General features: G+C 67.3%; 17 protein-coding genes. 8 read left to right on the top strand and 9 right to left on the bottom strand.

The window, feature by feature from the left end; translation table 11 throughout:
- Positions 1 to 181: 181 nt before the first annotated feature.
- On the bottom strand, positions 182 to 922 hold the full coding sequence (locus tag ACQEVO_RS29850) for a lysophospholipid acyltransferase family protein (protein ID WP_432919756.1): 741 nt from the start codon (positions 920 to 922) through the stop codon (positions 182 to 184).
- Positions 923 to 979: 57 nt separating this feature from the next.
- On the bottom strand, positions 980 to 1726 hold the full coding sequence (locus ACQEVO_RS29845) for a lysophospholipid acyltransferase family protein (protein ID WP_432919755.1): 747 nt from the start codon (positions 1724 to 1726) through the stop codon (positions 980 to 982).
- Between the two features lie 99 nt (positions 1727 to 1825).
- Here ACQEVO_RS29845 and ACQEVO_RS29840 point away from each other — a divergent pair, with 99 nt between their 5' ends.
- The 4 genes from ACQEVO_RS29840 (at position 1826) to hemC (ending at position 6026) form a co-directional block, all read left to right on the top strand.
- Entirely contained in the window at positions 1826 to 2791 is a 966-nt protein-coding gene (locus tag ACQEVO_RS29840) for a hypothetical protein (protein ID WP_432919754.1), read from the top strand.
- 44 nt (positions 2792 to 2835) lie between these two features.
- On the top strand, positions 2836 to 4416 hold the full coding sequence (locus tag ACQEVO_RS29835) for a Rieske 2Fe-2S domain-containing protein (protein WP_432919753.1): 1581 nt from the start codon (positions 2836 to 2838) through the stop codon (positions 4414 to 4416).
- Between the two features lie 201 nt (positions 4417 to 4617).
- Positions 4618 to 4977 carry an ADP-ribosylation/crystallin J1 gene (locus ACQEVO_RS29830; protein ID WP_432919752.1) on the top strand — a complete coding sequence of 120 codons (360 nt, stop codon included), beginning with the start codon at positions 4618 to 4620 and terminating at the stop codon, positions 4975 to 4977.
- A gap of 122 nt (positions 4978 to 5099) precedes the next feature.
- Positions 5100 to 6026, top strand: a complete 927-nt coding sequence (hemC, locus tag ACQEVO_RS29825; protein WP_432919751.1) for a hydroxymethylbilane synthase — start codon at positions 5100 to 5102, stop codon at positions 6024 to 6026.
- 38 nt (positions 6027 to 6064) lie between these two features.
- Here hemC and ACQEVO_RS29820 read toward each other — a convergent pair whose 3' ends face one another.
- The 6 genes from ACQEVO_RS29820 to ACQEVO_RS29795 all read right to left on the bottom strand — a co-directional run bounded on the left by ACQEVO_RS29820 (position 6065) and on the right by ACQEVO_RS29795 (position 13897).
- On the bottom strand, positions 6065 to 7393 hold the full coding sequence (locus tag ACQEVO_RS29820; RefSeq protein ID WP_432919750.1) for an MFS transporter: 1329 nt from the start codon (positions 7391 to 7393) through the stop codon (positions 6065 to 6067).
- Positions 7394 to 7542: 149 nt separating this feature from the next.
- On the bottom strand, positions 7543 to 8268 hold the full coding sequence (locus ACQEVO_RS29815) for a hypothetical protein (protein WP_432919749.1): 726 nt from the start codon (positions 8266 to 8268) through the stop codon (positions 7543 to 7545).
- On the bottom strand, positions 8265 to 9929 hold the full coding sequence (locus tag ACQEVO_RS29810; protein WP_432919748.1) for an ABC transporter family substrate-binding protein: 1665 nt from the start codon (positions 9927 to 9929) through the stop codon (positions 8265 to 8267). The genes ACQEVO_RS29815 and ACQEVO_RS29810 overlap by 4 nt, the downstream gene beginning before the upstream one ends.
- Entirely contained in the window at positions 9926 to 11854 is a 1929-nt protein-coding gene (locus ACQEVO_RS29805; protein ID WP_432919747.1) for an ABC transporter ATP-binding protein, read from the bottom strand. Before ACQEVO_RS29805 ends, ACQEVO_RS29810 begins: the two co-directional genes overlap by 4 nt.
- Positions 11855 to 11868: 14 nt before the next feature.
- Positions 11869 to 12840 (bottom strand): ABC transporter permease, encoded by a 972-nt coding sequence (locus ACQEVO_RS29800; RefSeq protein ID WP_432919746.1) that lies wholly within the window; start codon positions 12838 to 12840, stop codon positions 11869 to 11871.
- A gap of 79 nt (positions 12841 to 12919) precedes the next feature.
- Positions 12920 to 13897 (bottom strand): ABC transporter permease, encoded by a 978-nt coding sequence (locus ACQEVO_RS29795; protein ID WP_432919745.1) that lies wholly within the window; start codon positions 13895 to 13897, stop codon positions 12920 to 12922.
- A gap of 246 nt (positions 13898 to 14143) precedes the next feature.
- On the opposite strand from ACQEVO_RS29795, the gene ACQEVO_RS29790 reads away from it, so the two are divergent.
- Positions 14144 to 15001, top strand: coding sequence for an HAD family hydrolase (locus tag ACQEVO_RS29790; protein WP_432919744.1), 858 nt, complete (start codon positions 14144 to 14146; stop codon positions 14999 to 15001).
- A gap of 207 nt (positions 15002 to 15208) precedes the next feature.
- Here the strand turns inward: ACQEVO_RS29790 and ACQEVO_RS29785 are convergent, their stop codons facing one another.
- Positions 15209 to 17677: an N-acetylmuramoyl-L-alanine amidase gene (locus ACQEVO_RS29785; protein WP_432919743.1), complete on the bottom strand. Its 2469-nt coding sequence runs from the start codon at positions 17675 to 17677 to the stop codon at positions 15209 to 15211.
- A gap of 408 nt (positions 17678 to 18085) precedes the next feature.
- Here ACQEVO_RS29785 and ACQEVO_RS29780 point away from each other — a divergent pair, with 408 nt between their 5' ends.
- The 3 genes from ACQEVO_RS29780 to ACQEVO_RS29770 all read left to right on the top strand — a co-directional run bounded on the left by ACQEVO_RS29780 (position 18086) and on the right by ACQEVO_RS29770 (position 21261).
- On the top strand, positions 18086 to 19645 hold the full coding sequence (locus ACQEVO_RS29780) for a SpoIID/LytB domain-containing protein (RefSeq protein WP_432919742.1): 1560 nt from the start codon (positions 18086 to 18088) through the stop codon (positions 19643 to 19645).
- Positions 19646 to 19733: 88 nt separating this feature from the next.
- Entirely contained in the window at positions 19734 to 20501 is a 768-nt protein-coding gene (locus ACQEVO_RS29775; protein WP_432919741.1) for a MerR family transcriptional regulator, read from the top strand.
- Between the two features lie 136 nt (positions 20502 to 20637).
- Complete coding sequence (locus tag ACQEVO_RS29770) at positions 20638 to 21261, top strand: hypothetical protein (RefSeq protein ID WP_432919740.1); 624 nt, start codon at positions 20638 to 20640, stop codon at positions 21259 to 21261.
- The last annotated feature ends 83 nt before the right edge of the window (positions 21262 to 21344 follow it).

The raw sequence follows: 21344 nt of genomic DNA, 5'->3' as shown, positions 1-21344 counted from the left end.
AGACGGCCCGCAGATCCGCCGGGTAATTGCCATGCCCTAGCGGGGGCGCGGAACCGAGGGCAGGCCGAGTGCAATCCCTACGGCTCCGGGCGGAGCGCCACCCTACGACCGCAGGAACTATGCTCCCCGAGACGCGGCGGTGGTGCGTTGCGTGCGTGGCGCCGGCAGTCGCGGTCCGCGGTCAAGGGCGAGGTGACCTGCGGCGGGCGTACTCCTCGGCCTCCAGGACGGCGGCTTGTTCGAGCGTCGGCGCGCTTCCGCCCAATCGTGCCGGGACCCACGGCTCACCGGCGGGCATCGGATACCCCTCCTGGGCATCGGCGAGCAGTTCGCTCATCCGGGCACGGAGGGTCGTCGTGATCTCATCGGGTGTGCCGGTGGCGACCAGCGGCTCCCCGATCCGGATATGGATCGGGAAATTGTGCCGGCCGAGTTTCCGGGGGAACCCTTTGGTCCAGACGCGCTGCGCACCCCAGATGACCAGCGGAACGATCGGCGTGCCCGATTCGAGCGCCATCCGCGCCGCGCCCGATTTGAATTCTTTCAGCTCGAAGCTGCGGCTGATGGTGGCCTCCGGATAGACCACAACGAGTTCGCCCGCGCGCAGCGCCGCCACCGCGCGACCGAACGATTCCGCGCCGGCGGTACGGTCCACACCGATCGCCTTGCAATGTTTCATCAGGAAGCCGACGATGCCGTGTTCGAGTTCGGCCTTCATCATGTACCGCACATTGCGACTCGACCGGCGCCCTACCAGGCCGACCTCCATGAAATCCAGGTACGACGTGTGATTCACCGCGAGCACAGCGCCGCCGGCGCGCGGAATATGTTCCTGACCGCGGATATCCACTCGCAGACCCTGGGCGAAGAACACCGTGTGCACCAGCCCGGCGAGAATATCGAAAACCGGCTCCCGCGCCATCTCGACTCCTGCTCACTACCGCGGACGGATCCGCACCCCGTACCGTGCGACGGGCCGCTACTCGCCGGCCTGTTTGCGGGCGGCTCGCTCCGCGGCCTCGGCGGCATCCATCGCATCGGCCTCTTCCAGGGTAGGGGCACTACCGCCGAGGCGTGCGGGAACCCAGTACGCGCCCGGTTCGTGGTGGTAGTTCTCCTGCAATCCGTGCAGGAGCCGCTGCATCGTGGAACGCAGTTCGGCGGTGAGTTCGGCGGCGGGCTCGTAGGGCTGGATCGGTTCGCCGACGGCGATCGAGATCGGGGTGTTGGTGCGGCCGAGCCGTTTCGGATGGCCCTTGGTCCATACGCGCTGCGCACCCCAGATGACGATCGGGATGATCGGCACCTCGGCCTCGATCGCCATTCGGGCCGCCCCCGACTTCAGCTCTTTGATCTCGAAGCTGCGGCTGATGGTGGCCTCGGGGTAGACGCCGACGAGTTCGCCGCGTCGCAGGTATTCCACGGCCGCTTGGTAGGAATCGGCGCCGGCGGTGCGGTCGACCGGAATATGTTTGAGCGCCCGCATGATCGGGCCGGAGATCTTGTTCTCGAAGACCTCGTGTTTGGCCATGAACCGGATGTAGCGCTTGGGTGTGCGCACCGGCAGCCCCGCATACGTGAAATCCATGTACCCGGTGTGATTGACCGCGATCACGGCACCGCCTTCGGCGGGGATGTTCTCGTCGCCGGTGACGGTGAATTTCAGGCCCTCGAGGAAGAAGACGGTCCGGGCCAGCCCGATGACAGTCCGGTAGACGGGATCCACAAGTCCGCTAGCGTAGTCGCTGCCATCATGATCGGCAGCGTCCGGCCCGCGAATCCCCGTCTGTGGGCCTGGTTCGAACCGGTATGTACCGCAGGAAAGGTGATCGTCGAAGTGGAACGCGCCCGCCCCGAACCGTCGCGCCGTACCGGCCGCGCAGCAGCACCGCGTCGTGGAGCCGATATCCACGCCGCTGCCGTGGCCGCGCCGCGCCGCAGCCGGGGCCGGGCGGTGGTGATCGGGCTGGCCGCGGCCGGACTGCTGCTGGCCACCGGATGCGATTCGGTATCCGGCATTCCGGTCGACGATCCCGGTCCCGGCGCGGCCGATCCCGAGGGGAGCGCCGCGCCGGCGACTACGACCACAACCGTGGCGGCGGAGCCCCCGCGGCCGCCGGTCCCCGCGGACGCGCCGCAGGTCGGAGAGGTACCCGGAGTCCCCGAGGCGGCGCCCGCGCTGCAACGGTTCGCCGTAGACCTGCGCGCCGGCGATCTCGCGACCCTGCAGCAGTCCTGTTGGACCATCCCGCCGCTCACCGCGCAAACCATGTACGCCGACCCGGAAGCGGTGCTCAGCGCCCTGGCGCAGCCGGGCACGGCCACCGACGGAACACTCACCTGGACAGACGGAGTGACCACCGTCACCGCCGACCAGGACAGGGTGGCGTCCGGATACGCCTGCGGCCGCGTGTTCCCCGCGACCGTCGAACCCACCCACGACGCCGCCGACGCCCGGCACACCGTGCGCCGCTACCTCGCCAGGTTCGTCGGCCAGCCGCTCCATCCCGACGATCGAGAAGCCGAATACCCGCTGGTCTGCGCGGCGTCGCCGGCCACCTGGGATCCGCAGGGAAGCGGCGCGCCGGTACCGGCACCGCTGGCGGACGATCCCGGCACGCTCACCGGGATCACCGGCTACACCGATCAGCAGATCAGTTCCCAGCAGCTGACCCCGGGATATATGTCGGTGGCGGTACCGGTGACAAATGCGTCCGGCGTTACCCAGAATCGGACATTTGTGCTCGCGGAGGGTGACAACGGCTACTGCATCGGGGAAATCTCGTCCTGAGCCACTACCCTGGAAGCCTGCAATCGGTCAAGAGGAGCGAGCACGTGCAGATCACCAGCGTCGGACATGCGGGATTTCATATCCGGACCGCGGCCGGGACGATCCTATGCGATCCCTGGGTGAACCCCGCGTACTTCGGTTCCTGGTTCCCCTTCCCGGACAACACCCAACTCGATTGGGACGAACTCGGGAACTGTGATTTCCTCTACGTTTCCCATTTGCACCGCGACCATTTCGATGCCGCCCATCTGCTCGAGTACGTCAACAAGGACGCCACCGTCCTGCTGCCCGACTACCCGGTGCCGGATCTGCGTCGTGAGCTGGAGAAACTCGGCTTCCACAAATTCTTCGAAACCGAGGATTCGGTCAAGCACACGGTGACCGGTGCCATGGGCGCCGGCGGTGGCGACCCCACCGCCGAACTGGACATCATGATCGTCGCGCTACGCGCTCCCGCGGACGGCCCGATCGGAGATTCCGGGCTCATCGTCTCCGACCGTGAAACCACCTGTTTCAATATGAACGACGCGCGCCCGGTCGATATGGATGTGCTGCACGAGGCGTTCGGCACGATCGATATTCATCTGCTGCAGTACTCCGGCGCCATCTGGTATCCGATGGTCTACGACATCCCCGCCCGCACGAAATCGAATTTCGGCAAGCAGAAGCGGCAGCGCGGAATGGACCGGGCCCGCAGCTATATCGAGCAGGTGGGTGCCACCTGGGTTGTTCCCTCGGCCGGGCCGCCCGTTTTCCTGGACGACGAACTGCGCTATCTCAACGACGATCACGGCGACGAGGGAAATATTTTCCCCGACCAGATGGTCTTCCTGGAGCAGATGCGTGAGCACGGCCACGATCGGGGCCTGCTGATGGTGCCCGGGTCGACGGCCGACCTGCACGGCACCGAACTGGAACTCAGCCATCCCTACGATCCGGAAACCATCTGGAGCGATAAGGCCGCCTACATCGAGAAGATGGCCCAGCGCATGGCGCCGGTGCTGGTCGCGGAGAAGAAGAGCTGGGCGCCCGCCGAGGGCGAACCGCTGCTCGGACCGCTGCGCGAACTCTTCGAGCCGATCATGGCGCAGAGCGATCTGATCTGCGACGGTATCGGCTACCCGGTCGGCCTGGTGATGGGCGACGAAACCGTCGTCCTGGACTTCCCGAACCGGCAGGTCCGCGCCCCGCGTGAGGGAGAGGGCAAATACCGCTACGGATTCCGGATCGCCCCCGAACTCGTCCGCACCGTGCTGCGCGACCAGGAACCTGACTGGGTGAACACGATCTTCCTGTCCACCCGTTTCCAGGCGTGGCGGATCGGCGGCTACAACGAGTACCTGTACACGTTCTTCAAATGCCTCACCGATGAACGCATCGCCTACGCCGACGGCTGGTTCTCCGAAGCGCACGACGATTCGGCCTCGGTCGAGGTGGCCGGCTGGGAGATCCAGCGCCGCTGCCCCCACCTCAAGGCCGACCTGTCGAAATTCGGTGTGGTGGACGGCAACACGCTCACCTGCAACCTGCACGGCTGGCAATGGGACCTGGAATCCGGCCGCTGCAAAACCTCGAAGGGCCACGAACTCCGCTCCCGCAAGCTCACCGAACCCGCCGGAAGCTGACCGGCGACCGAAGATATCGGGCAGCCGCGCACTACGGGCGGATGCGTGACCTCGGCGCGAGGTGCGTGCGTACCTCGCGGCGCTGCTGTCGGCGGCCTTGCCTCCTAGAGGGCAGCTGAAACGGCTGATCGGAAACCGTTTGGCCGACTTCGCTGTTCCAGGTATCGTCCGCCGTTCAGCCGTGCGATTCGAGGAGCGGACATGCCCATGGTCAGTGGCACCATGACGACAACCCTGTGGCGCCCGACCGGTCCGAAGGAATTGCAGCTCGTTCGCGCACTGGACTGGCGTGCTTGGCCACCGCGGTTGCCGGAACAGCCGATCTTCTACCCGGTGCTCAACGAGGATTACGCGATCAAGATCGCCAGGGATTGGAACGTCGAGCACGACGGCGCGGGCTTCGTGACGCGATTCGAAGTCGAGACGGATTTCCTGTCGCGTTATCCCGTGCAGCAGGCCGGCGGCCGGACGATCTTGGAGCTATGGGTTCCCGCGGAGGAATTGGCGGAGTTCAACGCCCATATTGTCGGACCGATCGAGGTCGTGCACGAGTTCCACTGACGAGGATATGACCGGGTGCACCGGCCTCGGACGAACTTCCGGTTCCGGAAACCACGGTGTGGGGACGGATGAGAACGTAGACGGGCCGGTGCCGTGATTCCGGGCGGCGGTAGAGTCTCGGCATGGCCGCGCGCATTATCCGGGTCGCGACCCGGGCCAGTCCGATGGCAGTTGCCCAAGCCGAGCAGGTCGCCGCTGGTTTGGCCGGGTTCGGGGTGGAGACCGAACTGGTGAAGGTTACCTCCGCCGGTGACCGGTGGATGGGTGATCTGGCCCAGCTCGGCGGTAAGGGGGCTTTCGTCAAGGAAATCGACGACGCCCTGCTGCACGACGAGGCCGATCTGGCAGTGCACTGCCTGAAGGATATTCCGGGCGATATCCCGATTCCGGAAGGTATCGCGTTCGCCGGTTTCCCGAAACGCGACGATGTGCGCGACGCGATCATCACCAAAGACGGCCGGCCCCTGGCGGAGCAGCCGCCCGGGACGGTGGTCGGTACCAGTTCGGTGCGCCGGGCCGCGCAATTGCGGTTGCACTACCCGCATCTGGAGACCAAACCGCTGCGCGGGAATATGAACACCCGCCTGCAGCGACTGGAGGACGGGTACTGCGATGTGCTGATCGCCGCGGTCTCCGGTATGTACCGGATCGGCCACGAGGACCGGATCACCGAAATCCTGCCGGTCGACATCATGTGCCCGCCGATCGGCGCCGGTGTGCTCACCCTGGCCTGCCGCGCCGGCGACGACGAGGTCCGGGAACTCGCGGGCCGGCTCGATCATGCCGAAACCCACCGCGTCGCCGACGCCGAACGGGCGATGCTGCACGCCCTGCAGGGGCACTGCAATTCGCCCATCGCCGGGGTCTGCGTGATCGAACCGACCGGACGGCTCTCGTTGCACGGCAAGGTGTTCAATCTCGACGGAACCCAGTGGCTGGATGCCCATCACTGGGGCGTCCCGGAAGATCCCCAGGCACTGGGCTTCTTCGTCGGCTCGGATCTGTTGCGCCAGGGCGCCCGCGCGATCATCGACTCCATTCCGCACTGAGCCGGAAGCCTTGTCGCCTGTTGCTCCCCGGCATCCGGTCAGGTGGCCGAACGGGCTCGATCGCCATCGGCGCTGACGGCGTCGGCACGAGGTGTGACGGCGAGCCGGCGGAGTGCCGGTGTGACCCACAACCCGATGGCGAGAGCGATTTCGGCCGCGGCCGTGAGCAGAAGGACGATTTCGGCGCCGGTGCCGAGGCCTGCTCCGGTGGTGAAGACGTGATCGGTGAGCAGGCCGCCGAGCAGGACGGCAATCGGATAGGGCCCCTGGCCGAGTAGGCGGCGTGCGCCGAAGACCGACGCCTGTGCTTGCTGAGGGATGCGCTCCTGCCAGATCGCGGTGAGCGGTGCGTTCATCAACTGCACTGCCGTGTTGCGCAGCAGCGCGCACAGCAGCCACAGCAGCGGGATGGTTGCCGAGGCCAAGCCGAGCCGGCCCGATAGTGCGGCAGCGAGTATCGCCGCGCAGATCAGTCGGCGGCGATCGCAGCGGGATCCGATGGTCACAACCGCCAAGGCGCCCAACACGAGTCCGATGGCGCCGCCGGTGTTGTAGAGGGCAAGGTTCCAGGAGGCTTGCGCGGGTGTGGAGGCGGACAGTACGAAGGCGGCCGCGACGGCGACACCAAGGCCGTTGCAAAAGTTGATACCGGCGAACGAAAGCTGCAGGTATCTGAGGGCCGGGTCACGCAGGATCAGTGCCAAACCTGCTTCGGCACCGGCGAAGGGGCGGAGGGTGCGTCTGCCGACCGTGGGTTCGTCGCGCCAGCGGACCGCCGAGAGGATTGCCGCCTGGACCAGGAATGTCGCCCCGTCGGCGAGGAACACCGTTGCCGGTGAGCTCAGCGTGTACACGGCCGCACCCAGGAGCGGTCCCGTGAGCGTCGGAAGGCTTTCGACCAGCGCAGTTACGCCGTTGACGCGGGTGAGGTCCGCTTCCGGACGCAATAGGCGGACGGTCGCCGCCATGGTCACCCACAGCAGCGCGTTGAGGATGCCCGAGACGAATACCAGCCCGACTATCACCGCCATCCGGGCCGGTGAGCTCGATCCCCAGCCGGCTACCACCGCTAGGAGCCCCGCGACGCCCGCAGCGGCCAGGTTGGCAAGAAGGAGCACCTGCCGCCGGGGATACCGGTCGGAAACCGCGCCCGCCACCGGCGCCAGGTAGATGGTGCCCAAGGCCGCGGTCACGGTGATCGATGCCAAGGCGAGCGCGCTGTTCGTTGCCGAATACACGGCCAGCGCCAAGGCGAAGGATGCGGCACTGGATCCGGCCAGCGACAGCAGCTGGCCACCCCAGATCGCCGCGAAGATCCGGCCGCCGTGCTTGCCGTAGTTGGTTGTCGTTGCCGATTCGGTCGTCACGTTTCCCCCCGAACCCATGGATGGACCGGTAATCACACTGTTGGTTTCGACGCACCCGATGCGTATTCGGTTCCCACAGTCCGTGTTCATACCGTTCGGTGGCACGTGGCTACGAACCCGTTCTCATTCCGCCCGCCGGCTGCGGTCTTTCAACTCGGATCGGATCCGCGGATCGCCGCCAGCCAGATCGCGGCGGCCGCCGCGACACAGGTCGCGCCCACGAACGCGGGCAGTCCGCCGCCGACCACATATACCCACATCAGCCCGATCAGCGGCGCGGCCACTACGGATTGCGCGTCCAGCAACAGCCTGCGCGGGAACCTCGCCGCCGTCCACGCCCGCTCCTCGGCGGCCGAGTCGGGGCGGGAGGGATTGTCCAGCAATCGCCCGCGGGGCTCGCGCAGCCGGATCCGGCCTGCAGGCAAAATCTTTATCGGCGGCGACGCGCTCAGCGAGCTCGAGGAATTATCGGCGGCGGTCGTCTGCCCATCCGATTCGGTGGTCCGGAGAGTGATACGCCGTCCGTCGAATTCGGCACTGCCCCCTGTGAAGCCGACCAGTGCGGGCACGAAATAGACCGGTATCCAGCGCGTCCGGTCACCGGCGCGGAGTTCCAGCCAGGATCGGCTCTGCAACTGGTGCTCCTGCCGGACCCGCCGGGCCGCCAGGTGTTCTGTATCGGCGGCGCCGTGCGGAACGACGCCGAGCGCCACCGCCAACCGGTACGCGGTGTATCCGACCATCCCGAGTCCGACGACCACAAGCGCGCTGAGCTGGTCCGGATCGGCGAACGGCGCCCACGCGGTGAGTACCGCGAGGGCGCCGATCGTTACGCACAGCGGATAGGCCAGGGGACGGCCCGATCCACGATTCACTTCAGGAAGCCGACCTTGGTGTAATCGGGGGACGCCAGACCGAACGCACCCCAGTTGGCGACCTCGTTGCGCTGGGCGACGGTACCGGGCGACTGGGTGATCGGCAGCGAATGCATTTCCTCGAAGATCATCCGGTCGGCCTGGTTGGCCAGTTCGATCGCCTTCTTCGGGTCGAGCTCGGAGATGGTGTCCTCGATCAGGGCATTGAGTTCGGGCGAGCCGATCTTGCCCTTGTTCGACAGCGGAACTTCGGGGTTGTAGGCGTAAATCTGCGGTAACGCACCGAGTGGCAGGACGCTGCCGATCCAGGTGAACTGTGCGATATCGAAGTTGCCGGGGTCGATGATATCGGTGAAAAGACCTTGTCCCGGATATGTTTCGATCTTCAGCTCGACCCCGATCGCCGCCAGATTCTGCTGGGCGATCTTGGCGGTCTGCACCCACAGATCCTGCTGGTACATGACATCGCGGATGACCAGCTTGCGGCCGTCCTTTTCCCGCACCGTGCCGTTGAGCTTCCAGCCGAGGTCATCGAGCTCTTTGGCGGCCTGTTCGGGGTTGTACGCGACAACCCCGGCGTTGTCCTGGTAGCCCTCTTGACCCTGCATGTAGATGTGGTTGTTCAGCGGTTTGGGGTCGCTCACGACCCCGAGCTGGGTGGCCGAGGCGATGGCCTGGCGGTCGATACCCTTCGCGATCGCGCGCCGCAGGGCAGGATCTTCGAGGATCGACCCCGGTGCGCCGTTGAACGTGAAGTGCGAGAACCGGGGCAGGGGCGTACGCAGAACCTGGATGCCGGGGGTGTTGCGGGCGGTGGTCACCTCCGCGATACCGGAGATATCCGTGGAATCGAGTTCGTTGTTCTGAACAGCGGCGATCCGTGCCGGGATATCCAGGACGCTGTAGGTGACGGTATCGAGTTTCGGTGTGTCACCCCACCATTTCGGGTTACGGCCGAGAGTGATGCGGTTCTGGGCGCGATCGATATTGGTAACGGTGAACGGGCCCGCGCTGAGCGGCATCCCGTTGCGGTAGAAGTCGTTGAATGCCTGCGGGGACGCCGTCGCGGCTTTCGGCAGCAGGTAACCGAACAGACCCTGCCATTCCGCGTAGTGCTTGTTGAAGGTGACAACGGCCTGACGGTCGTCGGCACCGCGTTCCACCTTTTCCACCCGGTCGAAGCCCGAGGTCGCGGCGACCAGGTATTCGGGGTCCTTCCCGCTCTGCGCGTGCGCCTGCGAGGCAAGGTCTTCCCAGGTGATCGGTGTGCCGTCGGACCAGACCGCCTCGGGGTTGATCGTGTATGTGATGACCTGTGGGTTGGTGTTGGTCATTTCGACACTGGTGAAGAAATTGGTGTCGACGGAAAGCTCACCGCGAGCGTTGGAGGTGAACGGGCTCGGCATGGTCCAGGACACCACTTCGGAGGCGTCAGCGTCGGAGTCAACATGCAGCGGGTTGAATGTTTGCGGTAGTGCCGAGATCGTCAGCCGCAGATTTCCGCCGTCGCGTAGTTCGCTCGGGTCGTGCGGGTTGATCTGGTTGGTGCCCGTGATGGTCACATCACCGGCCTCGGTACTGTTCGCGCTGCAGCCGCTCAGCAGTAAGCCGATCGCGGTGATCGGCACCGCGAGGCGGATACCGACGGATCGAATCCTCATGAGACTTCCTTCCTGCTGGAGGAGTTCGCCACCGAACCCCTGCCACGGTCGACGACCGGTACCGGCACCGCCGCGATCAGCGACTTCGTATAAGCATGCCGGGGTTCGTCGAAGATCTGCTCGGCCCTGCCGTATTCGACGATCTTTCCCTGGTACATGACAGCGATATCGTGCGCGAGATTGCGGACCACCGACAGGTCGTGGGAGACGAACAGGTACGACAGGCCATGCTCGTTCTGCAGATCCCGCAGCAGGTTCAGCACACCGGCCTGGATGGAGACATCGAGTGAGGACACCGGTTCGTCCAAGACCAGCAGTTCCGGATCCAGGGCGAGGGCGCGGGCGATACTGATGCGCTGCTTCTGGCCGCCGGAGAAATCCGCCGGATACCGATCGGAGTGCTCGGGGCGCAAACCGACCTGGGCGAGCAATTCCGGCACTCGGCGCGCGATCTCCGCCTTCGGACGCCGATCGATCTTCAGGGGTTCGGCGATGGCATCGAATACCGGCAGGCGCGGGTCCAGGGAAGCCGTCGGATCCTGGAAAACGATCTGCATCCGGCGGCGCAGTTCGCGTTTCTGGGTTTTGGTGAGTGCGCCGGTTTCGTGGCCGAGGATTTCGATCCGGCCCGATTGCGGCCGGACCAGGTTCAGGATCTGTTCGAGCGTGGTGGATTTCCCGGAACCGGACTCACCGACCAGGGCCAGGGTGCGGCCGGCGCGGACTTCGAAACTGATGCCGTCGACCGCGCGTACCTCGCCTTTGCGCCGCCGGAAAACCACGCCCGAGGTGATCGGGAAAGTCTTCACCAGGTCCGATACCCGCAGCACCACTTCGGTTTCGGCCTGCGGTTCGGTATCGGCGGCCGATTCGTCGATTTCGTGACGATAGGCATCGAACAGTTCCTCGGTGCCCACTTCGCCCGTGCGGAAGCAGGCGGCGCGATGCCCGCTCGGAGTCTCGGCCAGTGGCGGTTCGCCGTCCCGGCACACTGCGACAGCCACCGGGCAGCGCGGGGCGAACGAACATCCCGGCGGGAGATCGTGCATGGCCGGCGGTGCGCCGACGATCGGGATGAGCGGGGTCCGGGCAGGCCCGTCCATCCGTGGTATGGATCCGAGCAGGCCGACCGTATACGGCATCCGGGGCGCGGCGAAAAGTTCCGAGGTCGTCGCGGTTTCCACGATCCGGCCCGCGTACATCACCGCCACCCGGTCGGCCAGGGTCGCGGCGATACCCATGTCATGGGTGATCATGATGACGCCCGCGCCGGTGATATCGCGCGCCTTGCGCAGCAGATTCAGGATCTGCTTCTGCACGGTCACGTCGAGTGCGGTCGTCGGCTCGTCGCAGATGATCAAGGCCGGATCGTTGGCGATCGCCATGGCGATCACCACCCGTTGCCGCATCCCTCCGGAGAACTCGTGTGGAAAGGCCTTGGCCCGCAGTTCGGGGTCCGGGATACCGACGAGATCGAGTAGTTCGACCGCGCGTTTCGCCGCCGCGGCCTTGCTCATATCGCCGTGGGCAAGGAGAGCTTCGGCGATCTGGTCGCCGACCCGGTACACCGGCGTGAGTGCGGAGAGCGGATCCTGGAACACCATGCTTACCGAGCTGCCACGTAGTTCGGAAAGCTGCCGGTCGTCCAGTCCCAGTAGTTCACGACCCCGCAACCGGATCGAACCGGTCACGCGGGCCTGATCGGGGAGAAGTCCCATAACAGCCAGCGAGGAAACCGACTTACCGGAACCGGATTCACCGACTATCGCCAGTACTTCACCATCGGACACGGTGTAGCCGACCCCGCGTACCGCCTCGATCCGGCCCTCCTCGCTGGGGAAGGAAACCCGCAGGTCCGTGACCTCGAGCAGCGGGGCGCCGCCGGACGCGGCGGCCCCGGGGGAATTCGCGGCGGGTTGTGCCATCGTCGTATCTCCGCTCATCGCCGCTTGCTCTCGGCCGATTCGGCGTTTCCGGAACGCTGTGCCTTACGGACTTTGCGGGACGGTCGTGAACGAGCGCCTTTCGCACCGGGGTCGAACGCATCGCGCAATCCGTCGCCGACCAGGTTCGCGCACAGCACCGTGACGATCAGCAGTCCGCCGGAGAACAGGAACAACCACGGGTAGGTGAGCGCGGTATCGGTGCCGACGGCGATCAGCGAGCCGAGCGACACATCCGGCGGCTGCACACCGAAACCGAGGAAGCTGAGCCCGGTTTCGGCCATGATCGACGCACCGACCGTGAGGGTGGTGTCGATGATCAGGATCGAGGCGATATTCGGGACGATATGGCTGAGGATCACCGTCCGGGTCGGGGCGCCCATATACCGGGCCGCGCGGACGAATTCGCGGTCGCGCAGACTCAACGTCAGACCGCGCACGATTCGGGCGCTGATCATCCACCCGAACACGGCGAGCAGGACGATCAGCAGGACGATCGAGCCGCTGCCTTTGGTGCGGGGAGCGAACAGCGCGACGATGATGAAGCTCGGGACGACCAGCAGCAGGTCGACCACCCACATGAGAGCCCGGTCGGTCCAGCCGCCGAGCAGCCCGGCGACAGCGCCGACCAACGCGGCGATGGTCGTCGAAATGATCGCCACGCAGAACCCGATGAGCAGGGATTTCTGTAATCCGCGCAGAGTTTGCGCGAGGACGTCCTGTCCGATCTGGGTGGTACCGAACGGGTGTTGCGGGCTCGGGGGCTGCAACAGGGCCGTGGGGTCGAGGTCCTGATAGTCATAGGGCAGCAGCGGTGGCAACGCGAATCCGGCCAGCACCAGCAGAAGCAGCACCACCGCACCGAACACCGCGGGCCGGTTGCGCAGGAACCTTTTCCATACCAATTTGCGCCGGCCCGACGCCGCGACCTCCGGTGCGCCCTGGACGATGATCTCTGCTTCGGTCATTGCGCCCCCGTATCGGGATCTGTGCGCCCGGCGCGCGGCGGGCAACTTGCTGCGTGGTGACGCGGTGCCCCGAACGCGCTCATGCCACACGCACCCGGGGGTCGAGGATCGCGTACACGATGTCGGACAGCAGTCCCGATATCAGCACGACCAGTCCGGCGAATACCGTCACAGTGACCACTACGTACACGTCCTGCGCGTTGATCGAATCGACCAGCCATTCGCCGACTCCGTGCCAGCCGAATATCTTCTCGGTGAAGGTCGCGCCGGTGATCAGTCCGCCCAGGCTGTAGGCGAACAGCGTCGCCATCGGAATCAGCGCGGTGCGCAGGCCGTGCTTGTACAGTGCCCTGGTGCGGGTGAGACCCTTGGCGCGGGCGGTACGGATGAAATCGCTCTGTAGGACATCGAGCATGGCATTGCGCTGGTAGCGGCTGTATCCGGCCATACCGCCGAGGGCGATCGCCAGCGTCGGCAGGACGAGATGCTGAAGCCGGTCGACCAGTTGGGCACCGAAACCTTCGATATGCCCGGCCGAGGTTTCGCCGGTGTAGAGCAGGACCTGTTGCCCGGCCATCGAGTTGATTTCGAGGGCGCCGTATTTCAGCAAGGTCGCGAGCAGGAACACCGGTGTCGACAGGATCAGCAGTGAGATCACGGTGGTGAAGTAATCGCTGAACTTGTACTGCCTGATCGCGCCGGCCGCACCGATCAGCACACCCAGTACCGTGCCCACCACTGAACCGAGGATGAGCAGTCGCAGGCTCACCGCCACCCGTCGCGGAAGTTCCTCGCTCACCGGCTGACCCGACAGCGTGGTTCCGAAATCACCGCGGACGGCGCCGGAAACCCAGATCAGATAGCGCTGCGGAATCGGGTCGTTCAGATGTAACTCTTCGGCCTTCGCATCGATCACCGACTGCGGCGGCCGCGGATTGCGCTGTTCCAGGCTTTCCAGCGGATTGAAGTTCAGCGATGCGACGGTGAAGGTCAAGAATGACGCCAGCAGCAGCAGCACGACGTAGTTGAGTGCGCGTCGCAACAGAAAGCCGGCCATCGTTCCCCTCGATATCAGGTGTAGCCCCTGATCATAGGGAGCGTTGCCGCGCACTGCGCGCCGGATGGCTCGCTGCGTGTTCACTTCCGGGCCGCCCGGCCGTCCGGCCGTGCGGAGAGGTCGTGACCAGGCGGTGCGGGACACCGCAGCCTGGCCGTGTGCGGGGCTTGCCGCCCGGCCGGCCGGGGGCCATGGCGACCCGGCCGCGTGGGAGGCAGCGGTGCCGCCGCGGGGGGACACAGCAGAATGGAGCGGGTGACCGCAACGCAGCTGCCCAAACCGAAACTTGTGGCCTCCGACGTGGACGGCACCCTGATCGACCCGTACGAGCGGGTGACCGCGCGGACCAGGGACGTCGTCGGGGCGCTGGTAGCCGACGGCGTGCAGTTCGTGCTGGCCACGGGGCGGCCGCCGCGCTGGATCGCGCCGGTGGTCGCGGGGCTCGGGTTCGCGCCGCTGTGTGTGTGCGGGAACGGGGCGGTGCTCTACGACGCCGAGACCGATCGGGTGCTGAGCACCACCGTCCTGGATGTTCCGACGCTGGGCTGGCTCGCCGATCTCGCGGAGAAGGTGCTGCCCGGGTGCGGGCTCGCGGCCGAACGGGTCGGGATCAGCGCACACGATGCGGCGACCCCGCAGTTCGTGAGCTCGCCGCAGTACGAGCACGCGTGGCTGAACCCGGACGACACCGCGGTGGCGCGCGACGAGGTGATCGACTCGCCGGCGATCAAGATGCTGATCCGGCTGCCCGGGATGAGCAGCGGCGAGATGGTGGGCAAACTGGCCGGTCATATCGGTGCACGGGCGGATATCACCTATTCGACCGACCACGGGCTGCTCGAGATCTCCGCCCCGGGGGTCACGAAGGCGCACGGGTTGCGCATCATCGGGGAGCGGTTCGGGATCGAGCCCGCCGATATGATCGCGTTCGGCGATATGCCCAACGACATCCCGATGCTGCGGATGGTCGGGCTGGGGGTGGCGATGGGTCATGCGCATCCGGACGCGCTCGCGGCCGCGGACGAAATCACGGGAACCAACAGCGAGGACGGGGTCGCGCGGGTACTGGAACGCTGGTGGCCCCGGGAACCCGGGAGTTCCTGAGCAGGCCGGTCCGGACAGTTCCGCGGATGTGCAGGTAGCGCGCGGTTTCGATGGCATTGTGGTGGTGCAGGACCCGGGGCGGTGACCGTCGCCCGGGAGCTGCACCACCGGCACTCGACAGTCCACCCGTATCGCTGCGGGATCCGAAGGCAGAACGAACGACAGCGCCGACCGAGTGTCCAGTCGGCGCTGTCGTTCGTTGGGCGGTCAGGCGGCCGGCACGGGCAGCGCCGGTTCGTCGCCGGGTACGAGTCCCGCCGGTGCCGGTGGGGCTGGTTGCGCCTGCGGTGCAGCGGTGGTCGCCGGTGTCCGCGGTTGCTCCGCCGGGGCGCCGAGAGCCGGGGCGGCGGGTCCGGTGCCGTTGCTCGCCGGGTGAGCCGGTGGTGGTTCGTGGATCGGCGCGGCAGGCGGTGACTGTGCTTCCGCGATACCCCCTGTGTGGTCGTTCGGCGCCGGTCCATTCGTCGCGTGTGTTTCAGTTGGATGCGGCGCCGATGCCGGCTGACTACCCGGTGCCTGCTCCTGTGCCGGTGCCCGCTGAACCTCGGGTCCCGGTGCTGCGTCGACGGGTACCTGCTGAGACCCCGGCGTCGCGACCGTCGGTGCCGGCTGTGGTCCCCGGACCGCTACGGGGTCGGCGGGTGTCTGCTGGAGTTCCGGCGCCGCAGCGACGGGTGCCTGGTGGTGGCCGGGCACCGGTGCCGCGATGGCCGGCGCTTGCTGGGGGCCGGGGACGGGCGCGGCGAGGGCCGGTGCGGGCGCGACAGTCCCAGGCCCGGCGGGGGTGCCGGGGGCGTGCTGGTTCGGTGTACCGGGGGCTCCCTGGACCTGCTGCTGGTTGAGTTCGTTGTAGGTCTTCCAGAGCGTGGTGACGATATCGGTGGCCGTGTTCAGGATGAGCGAGCCGTTCTGGAAATCGGCGCGCAGGCCCTCGGGCACCGGGTACGGGCTGGTCAGCGGCAGGCCGAGGGCGCCCGTATCGGCACCGAGTTCGAGGAAGCGGTCCAGGATCTTGCCCACCACCTCGTGGGCCTGCCCGTCGGGAGCCGTGTAGACGTAGCCGTTGACGAACTTCGCGTACTGCTGGCCCTGCGCCGCGGGCAACGGTTCGGAGGCCGCCTGCCCGAGCGGGCCGTCGGGGCCGCCCTTGGACGCCCAGTACCGGGCGATCAGGTTGTCGTTCACCATGGTCAGCAGCTTCGCGGTGAGGTCGGCGAGGGCGGCCAGATCGGACCGGGAGGCCTGGCTGCGTGGCGCCTGCGCCTGCGATTGGGTTTGCCCGGCCTCACCCGCGGCGATCGTGCGGATGCGGTCCATCTGGGCGTAGGCCGCGTCGCCGGGGCAGCTGGTGTTGCCGACGTCGCGGTGCGCGAACACCACCGGCAGCCGCACCTCCTCGCCTTGGGCGTACGGGGTGAACTCGGTGCCCTCGGAGTACATGGTGGTCTGGCCCCGCGGGTCGAGTCCGGCGATGCGCGCGCGCCAGCCGACGAATTTCCCGGTGGCCTCCACGGCCTCGTCGGTGGGTTGTTCGGCCTGGTAGTCACCCATGATCGCGACCCCGGAGGTGTTCTCGTTGAAGCCACCGGCGTGCGCGCCCTGCACCGGTTCGTTGAGGCCGCCGTAGCGGCCCTCGAAGATCTGCCCGTACTTGTCGACCAGGGCGTTGTAGCCGATATCGCACCATCCCAGGGTCTGTGAATGGTAGGCGTAGATGGCGCGCACGATGCCGGCCGATTCGCCCTTGCTGTAGTCGTTGCGGCCGGCGGTGTGGTGCACGGTGATCCCGCCGAGGCCGTCGTCGTAGGTGGGTTCCTGGCAGCGGATCGATTCGTCGGCACCCCATTGGTCGCGGGTGATCACGCGGGGGCCGCCGCCGGGCAGGGCGGCGGCGATGTCCTGGAGATGGTCGTCGACGGCGCCGCGGCCGGGGTCGATCAGGACGGCGGTGAGGTCGGGGGGTGCCTGTTCCCCCGCCGCGGCGGGGGTGGGTTCGAGTCCGCCACCCGGGCTCTGCCGGGGTTTGCGGGTGACCAGTACCTGTACGGCGGTGGTGTTGCCGACGTAGATCGGGTCGGTGCCGGCGGGTGCGCCGTCGGCGACGCCGTCGGCGCCGTCGATCGGGCTGGCCTCGTACCACTGGCCCCAGGCGCCGTCGGGTTGTTTGGCGCGGACCATCACGGTGGTGTTCGCCAGATCGGGCGCGGTGAGCGCGACCATGCTGAACGGCTGCTCGCGGGTCAGTTCTTTGACCTGGGCGCCGACGGCATTCATGAATTCAGGGGGGATGACGCCGGGGGTGAGCGCGGGGGTGTCGGCGGCCGGTGTGCCGCCGGGGGCTGCGGTGACGAAGCCGAGCCCGGGCTGCCGGCCGGGCATCCCGGCGCCCGGCCCGGGGCTGGTGGGGGACGGGGTGATCCCCGGCAGACCCAGCGCCTGCAGATCGGAGAGGTGAAGATCGGGCAGGTCGAGGCCGGTGAGTTCGCCCAGCGGCAGGACGATATCGGGTGCGTTCTTCAGGGCCAGTTGGGTGAGCAGCGGCGGTACGGCGGTGAGTTCCACCTGGTCGGCCGGTTTCCCGGATTCGGTGACCGTGGGGACCAGGATCGGGCCCGCGACCGCAACTAGCGCGACAACCGGCAGGACATAGGAACGCTTCGGTTTGCGGTAGGGCACGAGCGTCTCCAATCAGGGTTGCAACCAGTGATCGGTGAGCAAGTCATGCTTGCGTACTCGAGTCTCACGGACCACACTAGCCACATTCGTCACAAATCTAAACCTGAGGTTGAGGCTTACCTGGTCGCTCGAATGTAGCTCCCGGATCGTGGCCGGTCGAAACGACATGCCGACGTCGCGTCGAGGCAAACGTCCGGGCAAAACGATGGGAGTGCACGGATGCCATACCGAAAGAGCATAACTCGCCCGAAAGCTCCACTGCGACTTACGAATCCGCTGGTAGTGCGCAGAATGCCGCAATCTATGCGGAATCGGCGGATTCGACCGGGCCCGATGTTCGCCTGCGGGGCCACAGCGCTGCTGATCGGTGGAGCCCTCTTGACGCCCCCGGCCGCGGAGGTATACCGGATGATTGCCGAGGCCGGTCCCGGGCACGGCCGGGGGCTGAGCCAGCACGGCGCGCTGCAGAATGCCCGCAGTGGTCAGAGCCCGGAGCAGATCCTCTCCTTCTATTACCCGGGGGCGGAGATCGGGACCATCGGCCCGGCCTCGGTCTCGGTCCGGCTGCAGGGCTACGACGGTGCCGAACCGGTGGTCTACTCGGATGCGGGTGCGCGGGTGGCGGGTCGCACGATCAACGCGGGCGAGGCGGCCCGGCTGATACCGCTGCCCGACGGCGGCGCGCGCGTGGTGGTGACCGACGGATGCGACGGCGCGGTGCTCTGGGAGACCGCCGTGGGCGACCCGTGGGTCTACCCGATCGACCCGAACCCCGGCCGCCCGGCGAACGAACATCTCACCTTGTGCGACGGCGGCGCCTACCGGGGCTCGCTCGGTGTGGCCACCGAGAACGGCGAACCACGCACGGTCAACCGGGTGGACGTACAGGACTACCTGCTCGGCGTCATCCCGGCGGAGATGCCGGCCGATTGGGCCCCCGCGGCCCTCGAGGCGCAGGCGATCGCCGCCCGCTCCTACGCCCTGGCCGAAACCCGCTGGCCGTACGCACAGACCTGCGACACCACCGACTGCCAGGTCTACAGCGGTACCGCGCAGGAGGATTCGCGCACCACCGCCGCCGTGGCGGCCACCGCGGGCCGGGTCCTGTTGCGCGACGGGCGGATTCTGCGGGCGGAGTATTCGGCCGCACCCGACGGCGGTTCTCCCGCCGATATCCAGACTTTCGAGGTGGGCCCGACGCCCGCGGAACTCACGGTCGCGACGCCGATGCCCGCGCCGCCCGCACACCCGGAGACCCAGGCCGCGCTGCCCGAGGGGGCCTCGCCCGGGGTGTCCCCGGTCTCACCGGAAGGCAACAAATCCGGCTCGGCCCCCGGGGCGGGTGCCCCGGTGCCGCGGACTCCGGAGGGCAGCCTGCCGCTGTCACCGGACGGTAGGAGTCCGGCGCTGCCCGGTGTGCGGCCGGGGGAGACCCCGTCACCGATCGATACCGCATACGCGGAAATGGGTGGCGCGCGCAGTGCGGTCGGCCTGCCCGTCACGCCGGAAATGCCGCTGCCCGACGATGCTGGCAGCTACCGGTTGTTCGAGAACGGCGTCATCATCTACACGCCCACCCTCGGCGCGCAGGTGGTGGATTTCACGACGCTGATGCAGCTGGTACCGGACCTCGAGGATCCGGCGGTGGGCAGCGCCGACGAGGGCGCGACCGAACCGGGCACGTCCGATCCGGGCAACTCGGGCGAGAACCGGAGCGAGCCCGGGACCACCGGACCGGACGGCCCGGGTGCGGGCCGGAGCGCACCCGGCACCAGCGGTCCGGACGGCGCGGGCGATTCCGGCGCGACCGGTACCGCCCCGGGCCGGGTCCCGGCCGGCCGTGCGGGGGCCGCAGACGCACCGGATACCTCGCCGGGTGCTTGGCTGCCGGGCGATCGTCCCGCGGCCGTACCCGGCGCGCCGACGATCCCGATGGATCTGGAGGTGACCGACCTCTCCGACGGCTGAGACCACGCCCACGACCGCTTGACCTCGACGCTGCGTCAACGTGCACGCTCGGTGGTACCGACGCGATACGGAAACGAGGTGAGTGGTCGTGGGCTCCTACACCGGTGAGTGGTCCATCCAGGAACTGGCGAAGGCGGCCGGCACCACCAGCCGCACGCTGCGCCACTACGGGCAGCTGGGGCTGTTACCGCCGAGCCGGATCGGTGCCAACGGCTACCGCTACTACGACGAGTGCTCCCTGGTCCGGTTGCAGCGGATCCTGCTGCTGCGCGAACTCGGTGTGGGGCTGCCCGTAATCGGCGAGATCCTGGCCGGGGAGCGGGACATCGCCACCGCCTTGCGGGCCCAACTGGACCTGCTGCACGGCGAACAACGGCGGACCCGCCGCCGGATCGAGTCGGTACGCACCACGCTGGAGAAATTGGAAAGGGGTGAACGACTCGTGGCGGCAGAAGTTTTCGAAGAATTCGACCATTCGCAATACAAGGACGAGGTCGCCGAACGCTGGGGCGCCGAAACGTACGAACGCGGCGACCGCTGGTGGGGTTCGCTGAGCGCGGCAGAGAAACAACGGTTCCAGCAGGATCAGCTCGATATCGCCGCGGACTACGGCCGTGCGTGGCGGGCCGGGCTGGCACCGGACAGCGCCGAGGTCCAGGCGATCACCGCGCGACACTACGAGTGGGTTACCACCGGCTGGCAAGGCCGGCGGCCCGATGCGCAGCAATTCGCCGGGCTCGGTGAAATGTATGTCGCCGACGAACGTTTCGGTAGCAACTACGACCGGCACGGAAAAGGCACGGCGGAGCTGGTCCGGGACGCGATGAAGGTGTACGCCGACGCCGATCTCGAATAGGCGAAACGGAAATGCGGCCGTCCGCACCCGAACCGGGTTGCGGACGGTCATGTTTCACAATTCGGGGGTTATCCCGGCGGCGAACTGTGCTGCGGCACGGTAGAGTTCCGGGAAATTTCGACGAGGGGGAGGTCCCATGAGTTATCCGTATGGTCAGCCGCCGCACCAGCCGGGATACCCGGCCCCGGGCCCCGGCTACCCGGCACCCGCCTACGCCGCCGCACCCGGCCCGTACGGGTACCAGCAGCCGGCGCCGAGCGGGGGAACGGGAATCACCGCGGGGGTCCTCGCGCTGCTGGGTGCGCTCTCCAGCATCGGTATGGCGATCTCCATGTTCATCCTGGCCGCCGCCACCTCCGAGAGCTCGCTCACGAACGGGGCCGTGCTCGCCACCGGCGCCCGCCGGCGCAGCAGCAGCTCCTCGAGCAGCAGTAGCAGCAGCGGTCCGGACGTGGATCTGGACTTCGAGGGCGTGGGTGTCGTCTGGGGTATCGCCTACATCGTTATCGCGCTGGCCCTGCTGATCGGCGGGATCGCGCTGCTGCGGCGCAGCAGTGCCGGGCGGGTCACCGTGATCGTCGCCTGCGTCGGCTTCGTGATCGTCTCGATCTTCGGCTTCGGGCTCACCGCGATCGTCGGTGGCGCCTTCGCCGTCCTGACCCTGGTCCTGGCGGCGCTCGGCTCCACCAAGCAGTGGATCGATGCAGGTCGCAGGCCTGCGATGGCCGCCGGTTACGGCCCTGCCCCGTACGCCTACTGAGACCCGGCACTTCGCTGGGAACACCCCGTTCGCCGGGGCCGGTCACCCACCGGCCCCGGCGAACGTATTTTCGATGCCGCCGC

Origin of the sequence: Nocardia sp. CA-290969 (genome assembly GCF_050936135.1) — a bacterium.
Classification (GTDB): Bacteria; Actinomycetota; Actinomycetes; order Mycobacteriales; family Mycobacteriaceae; genus Nocardia.
Note: the sequence above shows the minus strand (reverse complement) of the source record. Positions and strands in the feature narration are given on the sequence as shown.